The 14,452-nt window shown below is 60.4% G+C and carries 15 protein-coding genes; 8 read left to right on the forward strand and 7 right to left on the reverse strand.

The window, feature by feature from the left end; genetic code table 11:
• Position 1 precedes the first annotated feature (1 nt).
• A complete protein-coding gene (locus MXM41_RS12360; RefSeq protein WP_325932243.1) occupies positions 2–1,159 on the reverse strand; it encodes an MFS transporter in 1,158 nt (385 codons plus the stop codon).
• Complete coding sequence (locus MXM41_RS12365) at positions 1,156–1,326, reverse strand: hypothetical protein (RefSeq protein WP_325932244.1); 171 nt, start codon at positions 1,324–1,326, stop codon at positions 1,156–1,158. The genes MXM41_RS12360 and MXM41_RS12365 overlap by 4 nt, the downstream gene beginning before the upstream one ends.
• Before the next feature lie 97 nt (positions 1,327–1,423).
• Between MXM41_RS12365 and MXM41_RS12370 the strand changes: the two genes are divergently transcribed.
• Positions 1,424–2,194 carry a DeoR/GlpR family DNA-binding transcription regulator gene (locus MXM41_RS12370; protein ID WP_325932245.1) on the forward strand — a complete coding sequence of 257 codons (771 nt, stop codon included), beginning with the start codon at positions 1,424–1,426 and terminating at the stop codon, positions 2,192–2,194.
• Here MXM41_RS12370 and MXM41_RS12375 read toward each other — a convergent pair.
• Entirely contained in the window at positions 2,191–2,487 is a 297-nt protein-coding gene (locus tag MXM41_RS12375; RefSeq protein ID WP_325932246.1) for an SH3 domain-containing protein, read from the reverse strand. The two genes, MXM41_RS12370 and MXM41_RS12375, sit on opposite strands and share 4 nt — an antisense overlap.
• Positions 2,488–2,694: 207 nt before the next feature.
• Here MXM41_RS12375 and MXM41_RS12380 point away from each other — a divergent pair, with 207 nt between their 5' ends.
• Complete coding sequence (locus MXM41_RS12380) at positions 2,695–3,816, forward strand: cupin domain-containing protein (RefSeq protein ID WP_325932247.1); 1,122 nt, start codon at positions 2,695–2,697, stop codon at positions 3,814–3,816.
• 41 nt (positions 3,817–3,857) lie between these two features.
• Here the strand turns inward: MXM41_RS12380 and MXM41_RS12385 are convergent, their stop codons facing one another.
• Positions 3,858–4,043, reverse strand: a complete 186-nt coding sequence (locus MXM41_RS12385; RefSeq protein WP_039030548.1) for a DUF2767 family protein — start codon at positions 4,041–4,043, stop codon at positions 3,858–3,860.
• 211 nt (positions 4,044–4,254) lie between these two features.
• On the opposite strand from MXM41_RS12385, the gene MXM41_RS12390 reads away from it, so the two are divergent.
• The 3 genes from MXM41_RS12390 to foxA all read left to right on the forward strand — a co-directional run bounded on the left by MXM41_RS12390 (position 4,255) and on the right by foxA (position 7,835).
• Entirely contained in the window at positions 4,255–4,488 is a 234-nt protein-coding gene (locus MXM41_RS12390; RefSeq protein WP_039030547.1) for a DUF2171 domain-containing protein, read from the forward strand.
• A 137-nt stretch (positions 4,489–4,625) separates the two neighbouring features.
• Positions 4,626–5,606, forward strand: coding sequence for an AraC family transcriptional regulator (locus tag MXM41_RS12395; protein ID WP_325932249.1), 981 nt, complete (start codon positions 4,626–4,628; stop codon positions 5,604–5,606).
• Positions 5,607–5,726: 120 nt separating this feature from the next.
• Positions 5,727–7,835 (forward strand): ferrioxamine B receptor FoxA, encoded by a 2,109-nt coding sequence (gene foxA, locus MXM41_RS12400; protein WP_325932250.1) that lies wholly within the window; start codon positions 5,727–5,729, stop codon positions 7,833–7,835.
• A gap of 398 nt (positions 7,836–8,233) precedes the next feature.
• On the opposite strand, the gene MXM41_RS12405 is transcribed toward foxA, so the two are convergent.
• Positions 8,234–9,649, reverse strand: coding sequence for a PLP-dependent aminotransferase family protein (locus MXM41_RS12405; RefSeq protein ID WP_325932251.1), 1,416 nt, complete (start codon positions 9,647–9,649; stop codon positions 8,234–8,236).
• A gap of 175 nt (positions 9,650–9,824) precedes the next feature.
• Here MXM41_RS12405 and MXM41_RS12410 point away from each other — a divergent pair, with 175 nt between their 5' ends.
• The gene (locus tag MXM41_RS12410) at positions 9,825–10,001 is read left to right on the forward strand and encodes a DUF1127 domain-containing protein (protein ID WP_325932253.1); all 177 of its coding nucleotides are present in this window, start codon (positions 9,825–9,827) and stop codon (positions 9,999–10,001) included.
• A 39-nt stretch (positions 10,002–10,040) separates the two neighbouring features.
• Here MXM41_RS12410 and MXM41_RS12415 read toward each other — a convergent pair whose 3' ends face one another.
• Positions 10,041–11,432, reverse strand: a complete 1,392-nt coding sequence (locus MXM41_RS12415; RefSeq protein WP_325932254.1) for a PLP-dependent aminotransferase family protein — start codon at positions 11,430–11,432, stop codon at positions 10,041–10,043.
• Between the two features lie 101 nt (positions 11,433–11,533).
• Between MXM41_RS12415 and MXM41_RS12420 the strand changes: the two genes are divergently transcribed.
• Positions 11,534–12,013, forward strand: coding sequence for a carboxymuconolactone decarboxylase family protein (locus MXM41_RS12420; RefSeq protein WP_325932255.1), 480 nt, complete (start codon positions 11,534–11,536; stop codon positions 12,011–12,013).
• On the opposite strand, the gene MXM41_RS12425 is transcribed toward MXM41_RS12420, so the two are convergent.
• Positions 12,000–12,902 carry a LysR family transcriptional regulator gene (locus MXM41_RS12425; protein ID WP_325932257.1) on the reverse strand — a complete coding sequence of 301 codons (903 nt, stop codon included), beginning with the start codon at positions 12,900–12,902 and terminating at the stop codon, positions 12,000–12,002. The two genes, MXM41_RS12420 and MXM41_RS12425, sit on opposite strands and share 14 nt — an antisense overlap.
• A 100-nt stretch (positions 12,903–13,002) precedes the next feature.
• On the opposite strand from MXM41_RS12425, the gene MXM41_RS12430 reads away from it, so the two are divergent.
• On the forward strand, positions 13,003–14,418 hold the full coding sequence (locus MXM41_RS12430; RefSeq protein ID WP_325932258.1) for an aldehyde dehydrogenase family protein: 1,416 nt from the start codon (positions 13,003–13,005) through the stop codon (positions 14,416–14,418).
• Positions 14,419–14,452 lie beyond the last annotated feature (34 nt).

A 14,452-nucleotide genomic window follows, 5' to 3' on the forward strand; every position in this document is an offset into this window, starting at 1 on the left:
CTTATCCCTCGCTGCGGGCAGGTTGAGAGGCGGTGACGGTCACGGAGAGTGCTGCCACCACCAGCATCAGCACCATAATGACCATAAACGCCTGGGTTAAAGAGGTGGCGTGCGCCACGAAACCGATAATCGCGGGTCCGGCGAGCACGCCGAGATAGCCCAGGGTGGTGATGGCCGGGACGGCGACCGCCTGCGGCATGCGGGTCTGGCGACCCACGGCGGAGAACATTACCGGTACAATGTTGGCGCACCCGGCACCCACCAGCACGTAGCCCAGCAACGACAACTCCCACAGCGGAACAAAGGTCACCAGCGCAAACCCCGCGGCGGCCACGATGGCACCACCGACTACCGCGCGCAGGGCGCCGGTACGGGCAATCAGCCGGTCGCCGGTCAGGCGGAAGAGAGTCATCGCCACCGAGAAGCAGGTAAAGCCCAGCCCGCCCAGCGACTCAGGTACGCCGCGCACCTCGGTAAGAAACACCGCGCTCCAGTCCAGCACCGTGCCTTCGGCGAGGAATACCGCAAAGCAGATGGCGCCAATCAGCAGCACCACGCCGCGCGGTACGGCGAAGGCCGGGCCCGAAGCGGGATGGGCCCACGGCAGCAGCCCTTTCAGGCTGAAGGCCAGCATGATAACCACGCTCAGGATAATGATCAGGCAGGCGACAAAGGCGCTGGCGCCAAGCGTCAGCAGCAAAGTCATCGCCCCGGCGCCGGCAATGCCGCCGACGCTGTACATGCCGTGGAAACCGGACATCACTGGCTTTGGCGAGTCGCGCTCAACGATGATCGCCTGAATGTTCATGGCGCAGTCCGTCACTCCGACCCCGACGCCAAACAGCAGCAGGGCGGCGGCGAGCAGGCGCGGATCCGGGATGATGGCAAGCAGTGGGGTGGTGAGCATGACGATCGCCAGCGCGGTGATAATCACCCGGCGGCAGCCGTAGCGGCTGGTGAGCATCCCGGTAAGCGGCATCGCAATCAGCGCCCCCATCCCCAGACAGAGCAGCAGCGAGCCGAGCGTGGCCTCGTTAACGCCGGTGTTGGCTTTAGCAAAAGGCACCAGCACCGCCCAGGTGGCGGTAACGTAACCGGCAATAAAAAAGACGATCCGGGTAGCAAGCCGCTGGACGGCTCCGGTGGTCTGAGAGGTCATTTAACATCCTTATACGGTGGAAAAGCGTTTTTCAGTAACGGGGTGACAGCGCGCTTTTGCTGCACCTTTTCCCCGGCGCGAGCACCTGAGGTTACAGGTTCAAACAGGAAGCCGTCATGAGGTTGGGTGGCGGGCACCTGCTGGTGATAATCATCATAGCGCTTCATCGTGACGCTCCCATGGTGGTGACAGGAATTGACAGAGCAGGGCTTCATGCAACAGTATGCGCATTGTTGCTCGATTCAAATCCAGAGAAGATAATTTATGCTCGATTATGCAGCTTTCCCGGAACAACGACAAGATCTGATCCGCCAGATCCTGCAGGAAAATGGCCGGGTGGTGTGCGCCGAACTGGCTGCCCAGATGCAGGTGTCGGAGCACACCATTCGTCGCGATTTACATGAGCTTAGCAAAGCGGGCGTCTGTAAAAAGGTCTACGGCGGGGCGGTGTTGCAGCTGGCGGATGCCGGCAATTTCTTCAGCCGCGAACAGCAAAATCACGCAAAAAAAGTCACGATCGCGCAGAAAGCGGCAACGCTGATTAATGCCGGCAGCTGCATTTTTATTGATACCGGAACCACCAACCTCGCGCTGGCGAAGGCGCTGCCGCCGGATCTGGCCGTCACCGTGGTGACCAACTCCCCGGCCATCGCCGCAGAGCTGCTGCGCCATCCGCTGTGCGAGGTGATCATCACCGGCGGGCAGATCCAGCGCACCTCCGGCGGGGCCGTGGGCGCCACGGCGGCCAGCCAGATTCAGGGCATTATTTTCGATCAGGCGTTTATTGGCGGCTGTGCGATGGATCCCGGCATGGGGCTGACCGGGTTTGACTTTGCCGACTGCGAGTTCAAGAAAGCGGTGATGCGTCAGAGCAGCCAGACCATAGTCGCGCTCACCACCGACAAAATCCCCGGCGTGGCGCGCTTTGTGGTGGCGAAAAGCAGCGATATCGACGTGCTGGTGGTGGAGGCGAGCCTGGATAACGAGACGATTGCGGCATTTGCGGCGCAGGATGTGCGGGTTATCAGCGCCTAACGCACCTCAAAGACGACCGCGGTCCAGTTAACGCGCGTCACGGGCGGAAACGCGGGGCAGGGCGTAATCGGCGTGCAGGCCCCCGCCCAGATAAAGGTCTCCTCATCAATGCGGTACCAGTGCGGATTACCCTGCACCGCATCACCTACTACCGTCGCCTGGATACGAACGACGCTACCTTCAGGCAGCTCACCGGCCACCGGCGAGTAAACGGACGGGCTCTCTTTGCGGGTATAGACCTCCATCAGGGTCTTCACGCTGGCGGAAACCGGAACTTCAGTAAACGGGCTCATGGCAGACCTCATGACAGTACGCGCTTAGTGATTAACGATATAAGTCGCTCTGTAACCTGCGCTCACGATAAAGCGTGAAACTGACAGGCTGTGTCATGCGAATGGCTGAATGCGGCGGGTTTTCATTCCCGCTTGACCCACGACAAGGCAGCGCGGCCCCGCCTCTTCCTATAATCACACCCGTTTGTCTTTTAACTGGTGCTTACCATGGCGTATCAACTCAACCTGAACTGGCCGGAATTTTTAGAAAAATACTGGCAAAAGAAACCCGTTGTCTTAAAAAACGCACTGCCGAATTTTATCGATCCTGTCAGCCCGGACGAGCTGGCTGGGCTTGCGATGGAGCCGGAAGTGGACAGTCGCCTGGTCAGCCATAAAGAGGGCAAATGGCACGCCAGTAACGGTCCGTTCGAGCACTTCGACGGCTTAGGCGAAACCGGCTGGTCGTTGCTGGCGCAGGCGGTAAACCACTGGCACGCGCCCGCCGCTGAGCTGGTGCGTCCGTTCCGGGTATTGCCGGACTGGCGTCTGGACGACCTGATGATCTCCTATTCGGTGCCGGGCGGCGGCGTGGGTCCGCATATCGATCAGTACGATGTGTTTATTATCCAGGGCATGGGTAGCCGTCGCTGGCGCGTGGGCGACAAGTTGCCGATGCGCCAGTTCTGCCCGCATCCGGCGCTGCTGCATGTCGATCCGTTTGAGCCGATCATTGATGAAGATCTGGCCCCGGGGGATATCCTTTACATTCCACCTGGATTCCCGCATGACGGCTTCACCCATGAGGCGGCGCTCAACTACTCCGTGGGCTTTCGCGGGCCGAATGGCCGGGATCTGATCAGCAGCTTTGCCGATTACGCGCTGGAAAACGATCTCGGCGGCGAGCACTACAGCGATCCGGATCTCACCTGCCGCGAACACCCTGGCCGGGTGGAGGCGTATGAGCTTGAGCGTCTGCGCAAGATGATGATCGACATGATCGGCAAGCCGGAAGATTTTAAGCAGTGGTTTGGCAGCTTCATCTCCACGCCGCGTCACGAGCTGGATATTGCGCCTGCCGAGCCGGAGTACACGTCGGAAGAGGTGCTGGATGCGCTGATGGGCGGGGAAACGCTGACCCGCCTGAGCGGCCTGCGGGTGCTGAATGTCGGCGGCAGCATCTTTATCAACAGCGAACTGCTGGAGACGGTAGACCCACAGGCGGCAGATGTGCTGAGCCGCTATACCGAGCTGAGCCGTGCGGAGCTGGGCGATGCCCTGCAAAATCCGGCGTTTGTGGCAGAGCTGACCGGGCTGATTAACCAGGGCTACTGGTTCTTTGACGAGTAACGGCAAAGGCGGCGCGGGGTACAGACCTCACGCCGCCTGATTTACGCGGCGAGGATATGACAGGCTTTCCAGTAATCCAGAAGACGCTCGTCATCTTTCTCTCGCTCCGCTTTCGTTTTCATGGCCCGTGCCAGATTCTCTCTCGACACCTCCTGGCCTTTTTGTACGACATCTAATACCGCTTCACCAAGAGCCAGGGATATTTCGGTGCGATTCGCTTCTACCATATATGCCTCCGTGTTGAGTGCGTGAGTGTAATTATGACGCACAAACCCGCCCATATAATATTTATCAGCCCATTCTTATTTATTTTACTCATCCTTTAAACGCGACGGGGAATAATGTTTCGAAATGCTAATGAAGCGGTAAAAACGATATTTATGGACTACAGTTAGTTTCGTGTGACAACCCGTGGAAACCTAATGAGGAGAATTAATTATGGTAAACAAGAGTGAAATCAAGGACCATGCTCAGGTAATGGCTAGCTGCGGTACCCACGTCGGCACGGTTGACCATCTTGACGGCGAACGCATTAAGCTGGCAAAAAATGACTCCGAATCCGGCGGCAAACACCATTATATTCCGCTGGAGTGGGTCGATAAAATTGACGGCAATAATGTGGTTCTGACTAAAAACCATAAAGAGGTGTTTGCCGGCTGGCAAGAAGCCTGATAATCGCAACCGCGACGTAAATATATTTTAGCTCCGGCACTCTGTCGGAGCTTAATATTTATTAAATTTACCTGCATTGCCGCCGCGTTAAAGGAGTGATACTGTTTTATTTTTAATATGCTTTTCCAGGCGCAGGTATGTCCAACACAACGCTCCCTCACCCGATCCCGACAACGAAAAAAACCTTTTCCGTTGCTGACTTTAAGGTCTTCGGCGAGCGCTACGGTATCGACTACCGTTTTCCGTTGCTGACAGAGTCATGCGCCAGCACCAGCCCGGTTCTTCACGGCGATGTCGAAGAGATGACCCTGCCGTCCGGTATCTCGTTAACTCATTCCGACGTGCGCGTTCTGCAACCCTATGAAACCACTTCCCGTCACAGCAGCCCCCTGTATGTGCTGGTGGTGCTGGAAGGCTGCGTAACCCTGACCCTCAGCGGCGAAATTTACTCGGTGCGCCCCGGGATGGCCTTCAGTGCCAGGCTGAGCGAGCAGCAGGCGATGTCGGCCCGCCATGATGCGGATATCGCCCTGAAAACCCTCTCTTTTGGCGTCTACCCCGACGATGCCCGCCGGGAAAACCTGCTCGCCTCGCTGCTGGATCAGTGGGAGAGGCTGAATGCCCCTACCTTTGTCTGGCAGGTTCCGGATTTTGTATTGACCGGGATCCAGCACGCCCGCCAGCGGGAGCGGAGCAGCCTGTCGCGCCAGCTTTTGCTGGAAGGGGTAATGTACCAGCTGCTGGGCCATGGCCTGCACCTGCGTGAGCAGGAAGGCGCGGCGCGGGTAAGCGCCCCCGGCGGGGAACACGCCCGTCTGGAGCAGATCCGCCACCTGCTGGAGAATGCCCCGGAGCAGGACTACACCCTCGCCCAGCTGGCGGCCCGGGCAGCGATGAGCCCCAGCAGCCTGCGCAGCAAGTTCCGCCAGGCCTACGGCTGCACGGTGTTCGACTATCTGCGCGACTGCCGCCTCGGGCTGGCGCGCCGCTATCTGCTGGAGGGCCACAGCGTGCAGCAGGCGGCATGGATGTCGGGCTATCAGCACGCCACCAATTTTGCCACCGCCTTTCGCCGCCGCTACGGCATCTGCCCCGGCGCGGTCCGCAACGGCTGCTAATCCGCTTTCTCCCGATCGCCAACGCCATTCGTGCGGTTTGGCATTGCGCATACATTCTCTGGCAGCGCGCATAGCTATCTTCTAAATGAAAAAGGTAATAATTCTTATTAACAATTAGAAATGGCTCTGGAGATTTTCATGTTCGCTAAATCGCGGCTGGCACTGCTGGTAGGATGGGTTACCGGGAGCGTCGCGCTCCCCCTGATGGCGCAGGAGACGCCGAAAACGGAAACCGTTGTGGTGACCTCACAGATGCAGAGCGGCGCCACCAAGCTGGCGACGCCGGATATCGAGACCCCGCAGGCGGTGTCGATTGTCACCCGCGAGCAGTTTGAAGAGCAGGGCGCCACCAGCGTGCGCCAGGCGGTGAGCTATACCCCGGGTGTCTACAGCAACCAGATTGGCGCCTCTAACCGCTTCGATTACATCGTGCTGCGCGGCTTCTCCGACGGCAGCCTGGATAACGTCTACCTCGACGGCCTGAAGATGATGGGCGATACCAACTCCCACAGCTCGCTGGTGGTTGACCCCTGGTTCCTGGAGAATATCGAAGTGGTGCGCGGCCCGGCCTCGGTGCTATACGGTCGCTCGTCGCCGGGCGGGATCGTGGCGCTTACCTCGCGCAAACCCTCGTTCGATCCGGGCGGTGAGATCAAGCTGTTCGCCGGGAATAACGACCAGCGCGGGGCGATGTTTGACGTCACCGGCGCGCTGGACGATAACGACCGCGTGGCGGCCCGTCTGAGCGGTATGACCCGCTATGCCGACTCCCAGTTCGATCCCCTGAAAGAAGAACGTTACGCCCTGATGCCGAGCCTCACCTGGCGCATCACCGATAACACCCGCCTGGATCTGATGGCCTACCTGCACCGGGATCCCGAGGGCGGGAGCCACTCCGGCCTGCCGTATGACGGCACCGTGGTGCCGCACAGCGGCAAGACGATCTCCAACACTTTCTTTGAAGGCGAGGACGATTACGACAAGTACGATCGTCGCGAGGATATGGTCGGCTACAACATCGAACACATGTTCGACAGCGGCTGGTCGGTGCGCCAGAAGCTGCGCTATCTGCACACCAAAGTGGAGCTGAACCAGGTCTATGCCGCGGGCTGGCTGAACGATACCGAGCTCAACCGCGGTTACTCCGGCTCTGACGAGAAGATGGATGCCATCACCCTCGACAACCAGATCGACGGCAGCTTCGATACCTGGGCGGTGAACCACCGGGTGCTGATTGGCCTCGACTATCAGGATCGCAGCAACGATACCACCGGCTACTACGGCAGCTTCCCGCCGATCGATGCCTTTAACCCGGTCTACGGTGCCGGGCCGGAGAGCATCACCATGTACAGCCAGGAGAAGCACAAGCTGCGCCAGACCGGCTACTATCTGCAGGATCAGCTCTCCCTGGACCGCTGGCGTCTGACCCTCGGCGGGCGCTACGACCAGGTGAAGGTGTCGAATATCGACAAGCTGAACGATACCCGCAGCGATCTGGACAAGAACAACTTCAGCAGCCGCGCGGCGCTGTTATACCTGTTCGATAACGGTATTGCGCCGTACATCAGCTACTCCACCGCCTTTACCCCGACCAGCTTTGCCGATGAGAACGGCGATCTGCTCGATCCGATGAAAGGCAAGCAGTGGGAAGCGGGGGTGAAGTTTGAGCCGGAGGGGATGAACAGCCAGTTCAGCGCCTCGGTGTTCCGTATCAATCAGAAAAACATCGCCACCAAAGAGGAGCCGACCGATCCGTACCGCTCTATCGGCGAAATCGAATCCGAAGGGGTGGAGCTGGAGGCGGTGGGGCAGCTGACCGACAGCCTGCGCCTGCAGGCGGCCTACACCTATACCGACATCCGCTACAAGAAGAGCAGCCCGGAGGAAGAGGGCAAGCGTGCGGTGTATGCGCCGCGCAATATGGCCAGCGGCTGGCTGAGCTATGACGTCAAAACCGGGCCGCTCGATGGCCTGACGGTGGGGTCTGGCGTGCGTTACGTCAACGGCGTGACCAGCGACCGCCTGAACACCCATACGCTGCCGTCGTACACGCTGGTGGATCTGGCGGTGGGCTATGACCTGTCGAAAGTAGGGCTGACCGGCGTAAGCGCCCAGCTGAACGTCAACAACCTGACGGATGAGGATTATGTGGCGGCCTGTAATTCGCTTTCGTACTGCTATTTTGGCGCGGAGCGGAGCATTGTCGGCAGCGTGTCGTGGAAGTTTTGATGAATAGTTTATTCATTTAATCGTAAAGCAAAGCAGTCGCCTCATGGCGCGCTGATGTTACAGCGATGATCGGGTCCGGCTGAAAATCGCCGAAGCGTTTCCCGCAGGCCGGGGCGAGGCGCATGGACGCGCCGAGAGGGCATAGCCTGCATGGATGCAGGCTGGTGCCCGACCCGAAAGCCGGAGGGAATAAGCTGAGGGCCACCGCGAAGCGGCGATTTTCTTGCCGGAAGCCCGGGTTGCCAGGGTGGTGGCGATTGAGCCACCCTGGCACGTTCACCGTTGCCGGTGTGACAGAGAAGCAATGGCCGTGAGGTGAACGGAAACACTACCGAATTAACATATTCATTTTGATATCGCCGATCTTAAGGCAAGGAACTATCAAAACATACGCAGGATCATCCCGCCATCGCAATATTCACCGCTTCCCCCATCTGTTCCACCGCCGCGCGGTGCTTCTCGTTCGGCGGCAACGCGCAATTAATCCGCAAACAGTTTCGGTACTTCCCGGAGGCAGAAAAGAGCGATCCGGCGGCGATCTGGATGTTGAACCGCGCCAGCTCCCGCGCCACGCACACCATGTCCACATGCTCAGGCAGCTCCACCCACAGCATGTAGCCGCCCATCGGGCGGGTCACGCAGATGCCACAGGGGAAGAACTGCCGCACCCAGCAGGTGTAAGTCTCGATATTCTGCTGATAGAGCTGACGCATCCGCCGCACGTGGCGGTGGTAGTAACCTTCCCCGACAAAGGCCGCAAGCGCCAGCTGGGTGGAGGGAACGTTGGTGCCGCTGGCGGCATACTTCATGTGCATAATCCGGTCGTGATAGCGGCCGGGGGCAATCCACCCCACACGCAGCCCGGGGGCGACGGTTTTGGTAAAGGAGTTGCACAGCAGCACCCGGCCATCGATGTCCATGGAATGAATGGTGGAAGGACGCGGATACTCAAACGCCAGCTCGCCGTAAATATCATCTTCAAAAATCACGATATCGTGCCGCTGGGCCAGCGCCAGCAGCTGCCGCTTGCGGGCTTCGGGCATAATAAACCCGAGCGGGTTGTTGCAGTTGGGCACCACAATCACCCCTTTGATCGGCCACTGCTCCAGCGCCAGCTCCAGCGCTTCCACGCTGATCCCCGTCACCGGATCGGTTGGGATCTCGATCGCCTTGATCCCCAGCCCGCGTAGCATCTGCATGGTGCCGTAGAAGGAGGGGGATTCCAGCGCCACAATGTCGCCGGGTTTACAGATGGTGAGCAGCGCCAGGGAAAGAGCGCTGTGGCAGCCGCTGGTGACGATCAGATCGTCAGCGGTCACCACCGATCCGGCATCCAGCATCAGGCGGGCGATCTGCTCGCGCAGCTCCCGTCGCCCGGGGAGTTCGTCATAGCTGAGGGTCTCTTTCACATTGTGCTGCACCACCCGGCTCAGCTCTTTCCACAGCGGCTTCAGGCTCGGCTGCGCCAGGTCAGGCTGACCGCCGCCAAAGGCGGTAATACCGGCTTTGGTGCGCCCCTCCATCAGGGTAAGCACTTCATCCCACTGGGTCACCTCTACCGGACGCTGCACCGGACGCGACATCGCCGGCACCGGCGGCTGGGCCTTACGCGGTGCGACAAAATAGCCGGATCGCGGCTGGGGTGCGATCAGCTGTAGGTTTTCGAGGAGCTGATAGGCCTGCTGTATGGTGCTGATGCTGACGCCGTGCTCCTGGCTCAACGCGCGCACCGACGGTAGACGCTCCCCGCTGCGATACAGCCCCTGTTCAATGCGTTCCGCCAGAAGATTGGCCAGATGTTGGTAGCGCGTCATGCTGTATCCCTTATTGTCACCATACAGAAAAGAAAACCAGTACAGATGGCGACAAAAATCGCCATGCAGTTCTTGTTTTAGACGATCTGTATGTTAAAAAAAAGTAATTTTTGAATCTGTATTGCAAGGCGGTGGATCCGTGATGATAGCCCTCAGACAACCTGAGGAGAGCACCATGGAATTCTATGAAAATCGAGCGAAACGCCCCTTTGCGATTTTTATCTGGACGGGAAAAGCCCTCGCCCGCTGGTATCGCATCAACCGCACGCGGCGGATTTTGAGCAGGTTAAGCGATGAGCATTTAAAGGATATCGGACTGTCGCGGCTGGACGTGACGCGTTATGACCGTTAGTTGCAGGCCGGGTAAGGCGTAGCCGCTACCCGGCGCGCCTCAGCGCAGCAGGTTGAGCGTCTGCGGTTTCGGCCGTTCCAGCAGTGCCAGCGCCTCCTGATATGACCGCACATTGTTATACCCCATCACCAGCCCATAGCGTTTAACCGACCCGCTGTACCACGCCGACAGGGCATTCACCTGGAGCTGATGCTGTTGCCAGCAGTGGGCGATCTCCAGGTCATTGCTGCCTTTAGTTAAGAACGCCACGATATGCATTCCGCCGTCGTTCTGTTCGGTGAAGAAGCGATCCCCATAGACCGCGTGCAGGGCGGCAATCATCCAGTCGCGCCGCTGCTGGTAGAGGGTGCGCATCTTTTTCAGATGGCGGAAAAAGTGGCCGTCGTTAAGAAAGGCGGTGAGGATCTTTTGCGTCAGCACCGGCTGGCCGCTGGCGAGCAGGTCGGCGCAGTCGTTGAAGGCCGACACCGTGCTGGCGGGCATCACCACATAGCCCAGGCGCAGCGACGGCATCACGGTTTTACTGAAGGTGCCCATGTAGATCACCCGATCCTGACGATCGAGGCTTTTCAGCGATGGCAGCACCTTGCGGGTGTAGTGAAACTCGCCGTCGTAATCATCCTCAACGATCCACGCCTCGTGACGGGTGGCCCAGTCGAGCAGCTGCTGCCTGCGCGGCAGCGAGAGGGTGACCGCCAGCGGGCTCTGGTGCGAGGGGGTGACGATGGCAAACCGCGCGTCGGCGTGGTGGCGCAGCAGGTAGTCGATGTCCATCCCGGCGCGATCCACCGGCACCGTATGCAGGCGCGGAACGATGCGCCGCAGTAGCTGCTGGCCCATAAAATAGCCCGGATCTTCAAACACCACCTTATCGTTACGGCTGGCGAGGGTGTCGAGGATCAGGCGCAGGCTGCCGCTGTAGCCGCTGGTGATTAACACCTGCTCCGGCGTGCAGGACAACCCGCGGGAAATGTTCAGGTAGCTGGCGATGGCCTGGCGCAGGGGAGCCCAGCCCATCACCGGCGGGTTGAGCATCTCCTCCTGGCGCATGGCCCGCACCGCCTGGCCCGCCAGCAGCAGCCATTTTTTATACGGGAAGCTGTCCAGCGCCGGGATGCCGGGACGCAAAAAGCCCGCCCGTTCGCGCTGGCTGACCAGGGATTCCGGAAGCTGACCGGTGACAGGATCCTCAGGCAGCGGCGGCGCGGCGGGGAGATTTAAGTCCGGGTTCACCCGGGTACCGCGCGCCCCCTGGCTCACCAGATAGCCCTCGCCGATCAGAATGGCGTAGGCCGTTTCCACCGTTTTACGCGCCACCTTCAGCTCTTCTGCCAGCACGCGAATGGCAGGCACCCTGTCGCCGGGCTTCAGTATGCCGCGGGTGATGTTATCCCGGTAGCGGGTATATATCTGGTGATAGCCCGGCTTCATGTCCTACCTCATTTAGCGTTTTTTGTACCTTTTTACTATGTCATGAACGGCGTACATTTTCCCCATCGCATGACCTGTATCGCACAAAAAGAGGTAAGACAATGAGCACGCGCGTTAACCACCATAAAGCCACACCTGCCCTCGCTAAAGCGCTCTCCGACCTGAGCATGGCGGTGAGCCAGACCTCCATCGACCAGGCCCTGAAGCACCTGATCGACATCCGCGTCTCCCAGCTCAACGGCTGCACCTTCTGTCTGGATATGCATTCGAAAGAGGCGAAAATTGCCGGTGAGCGCGAGCTGCGCCTCTACCACCTGACCGCCTGGCGCGAGTCCCCGCTGTTCAGCGCCCGGGAAAAGGCGGCGCTGGCCTTCACCGAGGCGCTGACGCAGATCGGCCCGCACGGCGTGAGCGACGTGCTCTACCGCAGCCTGGCGGAACACTATTCGGAAACGGAGATTTCAGAGCTGAATTTTGCCATCGTGGCAATTAACGCCTGGAACCGCTTAGGCATCACCTCCCGTATGGCGCCTGGCTCGCTGGATGCCGCCTACGGCCTGAACAAAGCTAACCTCGAGTAAGGCCGCGCTCACGGATCATCGCCACCAGCGCCTGCAATCCTGGCGGGACGTGGCGATGGCCTGGGTAGTAAAGACGCAGCCCGGCAAAGGGCTGCGACCACTCATCCAGCACGCTCACCAGCTCCCCGCTTTTCAGCTCCTGCTGAATATAGAGTTCCGGTAAAAATCCGACCCCCAGCCCGGCTTTAACCGCCCGGATCGAGGCAAAGAGATCCGAGGTGGCGAAACGCGGCGGCACCGCCAGGGCAATCTGCTGCCCGCGCCGCGCCAGCTCCCAGCGATAGATCCCGCCGTGCGCCATGCGCATACCAATTCCCTGATGTTGCAGCAGATCGTCCGGCGTAAGCGGGGTGCCGTGACGGGCAAAATAGTCCGGCGTGGCGGTGATGAGCTGGCGGATATCGGGCGTCAGCGGCACGGCGATCATGTCCTGCGGCACGGACTCCGCCAGGCGGATCCCGGCGTCGTACCCTTCCGCCACGATATCGATCATCCGCGCTTCGCTTACCGCTTCGACGCGCATTTTCGGGTAGCGGATCATGTAGTCGATCAGCAGCGCGTCCAGGAACAGGGTGCCCACGTTGTTGGGCACGTTCAGACGCAGGGTACCGGCGGGCTCGTCGGGATCGCTGTGGATCTCCACGCTGGCCTGGCGGATCTCGTACAGCGCCGGGCCGACGCGCGCCACGAAGCGCTGCCCCGCTTCGGTAAGGGCCACGCTGCGGGTGGTGCGATTGAACAGCCGCGTTTGCAGGCGGCTTTCCAGCCCGGCAACGGCGTTGCTGGCGGCGGTGGCCGACATCCCCAGCTCCTGCGCGGCGGCGCGAAAGCTGCCGCGACGCACCACGGCCATCACCACTTCCAGCTCTGTCAGTCCTGAACGGTGCATAGATTATCCTGAAAATCGAAACAACCTTTGCAGCATAGCGTGGATTATCGTAACGGAGAAGGCGTGTCAGACTCTCTTCATCCACTCTGAGGAGGTCGTTATGCATTACATCGAACAGATTTATATCAACGGTGAATTTGTCACCCCACAGGGCACTGAACGCTTCGATCTGTATAACCCGGCGACGGCGCGCATCACTGGACAGGTACGTCTGGCCGACGCGGCAGATGCCGAACGCGCCATTGCTGCTGCTAAAGCTGCTTTTCCGGCGTGGTCCAGAACCACGAAGCAGGAACGTATCGCCGCGCTGCAAAGGATGCAGGCTGCGGTGGCGGCCCGCCACGACGATCTGCTGGAGGCGGTGATTGAGGAGTACGGCGCGCCCGCGTCGCGCTCGGCGTGGATGGCAAGCTATCCGGCGGAGGTGATTGCCCAGGCCATCGCGGCGCTGGAGGCGTTTGAATTTACGTTAACTGCCGGCGCAGCAAGGGTAGAGATGACGCCGCTCGGCGTGGCCGGGCTTATCACGCCGTGGAACAGCGATGCGGGCTTTATCTGCGGCAAGCTGGCGGCGGCGCTGGCGGCAGGCTGCACCGCGGTGATCAAGCCCAGCGAGATGAGCGCCCTGCAGACGCAGATTGTCACCGAGGCGCTGCACGCCGCAGACCTGCCGCCGGGCGTGTTTAACGTCGTAACCGGGCGCGGCGACACGGTGGGGGAGACGATAAGCCGTCACCCTCTGGTTGCGAAAATCTCGTTTACCGGCTCGACCCGGACCGGCAAGGCGATCCTGCGCAACGCGGCGGAGAACTTTACCCGCGTCACCCTTGAGCTGGGCGGTAAATCGCCGACCATCGTGCTGGAGGATGCCGATTTGTCGCAGGCCATTCCGCTGGCGGTGCAGGCCGGGCTGATGAACAGCGGCCAGGCGTGCGTGGCCGGCACGCGCATCCTGGTGCCGCAGTCGCGTCAGGCTGAAACAGAGCAGGCGCTGGCGCAGGCCATCGCGGCGGTGCAGTCGGGGGATCCGCGCGATCCGGCGACCGTTGTCGGCCCGATGGTGAGCGAAAAACAGTGGCAGCGGGTGCAGGGGTATATTCAGAAAGGGCTGGCGGAGGGAGCGCGTCTGCTGGCGGGTGGGGAAGGGCGGCCGGCGGGCACCCGTGACGGCTGGTTTGTGCGGCCAACGCTGTTCACCGATGTGCATAACCAGATGGCCATCGCCCGGGAGGAGATTTTTGGCCCGGTGCTGTGCGTGATCCCCTGGCGCGATGAAGCAGAGGCCATCGCCATTGCTAACGATACCGATTACGGCCTGAGCGCGCTGGTGTTGGGCAGTGATGCTGAGCGCGCCCGGCGCGTGGCGCAGCAGATCCACGCGGGCCGCGTGCTGGTGAATACGCTCACCCACGAGCCCAAAGCGCCGTTTGGCGGATTTAAGCACTCCGGCATGGGGCGTGAGATGGGGGCGTGGGGCATCAGCGCGTTTATGGAGCCGAAGTCGATCCTCGGCTAAAAAAACGCCCGGTGGCACAAGCTTACCGGGCGCA

Origin of the sequence: Leclercia adecarboxylata (genome assembly GCF_035787115.1) — a bacterium.
Classification (GTDB): Bacteria; Pseudomonadota; Gammaproteobacteria; order Enterobacterales; family Enterobacteriaceae; genus Enterobacter; species Enterobacter adecarboxylatus_E.

Coding starts and splice junctions, on each gene's coding strand:
- MXM41_RS12420 (WP_325932255.1), top strand. CDS start 11,534: ATGAGCACGCGCGTTAACCACCATAAAGCCACACCTGCCCTCGCTAAA.
- MXM41_RS12375 (WP_325932246.1), bottom strand. CDS start 2,487: ATGAGCCCGTTTACTGAAGTTCCGGTTTCCGCCAGCGTGAAGACCCTG.
- MXM41_RS12410 (WP_325932253.1), top strand. CDS start 9,825: ATGGAATTCTATGAAAATCGAGCGAAACGCCCCTTTGCGATTTTTATC.
- MXM41_RS12380 (WP_325932247.1), top strand. CDS start 2,695: ATGGCGTATCAACTCAACCTGAACTGGCCGGAATTTTTAGAAAAATAC.
- MXM41_RS12415 (WP_325932254.1), bottom strand. CDS start 11,432: ATGAAGCCGGGCTATCACCAGATATATACCCGCTACCGGGATAACATC.
- MXM41_RS12370 (WP_325932245.1), top strand. CDS start 1,424: ATGCTCGATTATGCAGCTTTCCCGGAACAACGACAAGATCTGATCCGC.
- MXM41_RS12395 (WP_325932249.1), top strand. CDS start 4,626: ATGTCCAACACAACGCTCCCTCACCCGATCCCGACAACGAAAAAAACC.
- MXM41_RS12430 (WP_325932258.1), top strand. CDS start 13,003: ATGCATTACATCGAACAGATTTATATCAACGGTGAATTTGTCACCCCA.
- MXM41_RS12425 (WP_325932257.1), bottom strand. CDS start 12,902: ATGCACCGTTCAGGACTGACAGAGCTGGAAGTGGTGATGGCCGTGGTG.
- MXM41_RS12360 (WP_325932243.1), bottom strand. CDS start 1,159: ATGACCTCTCAGACCACCGGAGCCGTCCAGCGGCTTGCTACCCGGATC.
- MXM41_RS12390 (WP_039030547.1), top strand. CDS start 4,255: ATGGTAAACAAGAGTGAAATCAAGGACCATGCTCAGGTAATGGCTAGC.
- MXM41_RS12365 (WP_325932244.1), bottom strand. CDS start 1,326: ATGAAGCGCTATGATGATTATCACCAGCAGGTGCCCGCCACCCAACCT.
- MXM41_RS12405 (WP_325932251.1), bottom strand. CDS start 9,649: ATGACGCGCTACCAACATCTGGCCAATCTTCTGGCGGAACGCATTGAA.
- foxA (WP_325932250.1), top strand. CDS start 5,727: ATGGCTCTGGAGATTTTCATGTTCGCTAAATCGCGGCTGGCACTGCTG.
- MXM41_RS12385 (WP_039030548.1), bottom strand. CDS start 4,043: ATGGTAGAAGCGAATCGCACCGAAATATCCCTGGCTCTTGGTGAAGCG.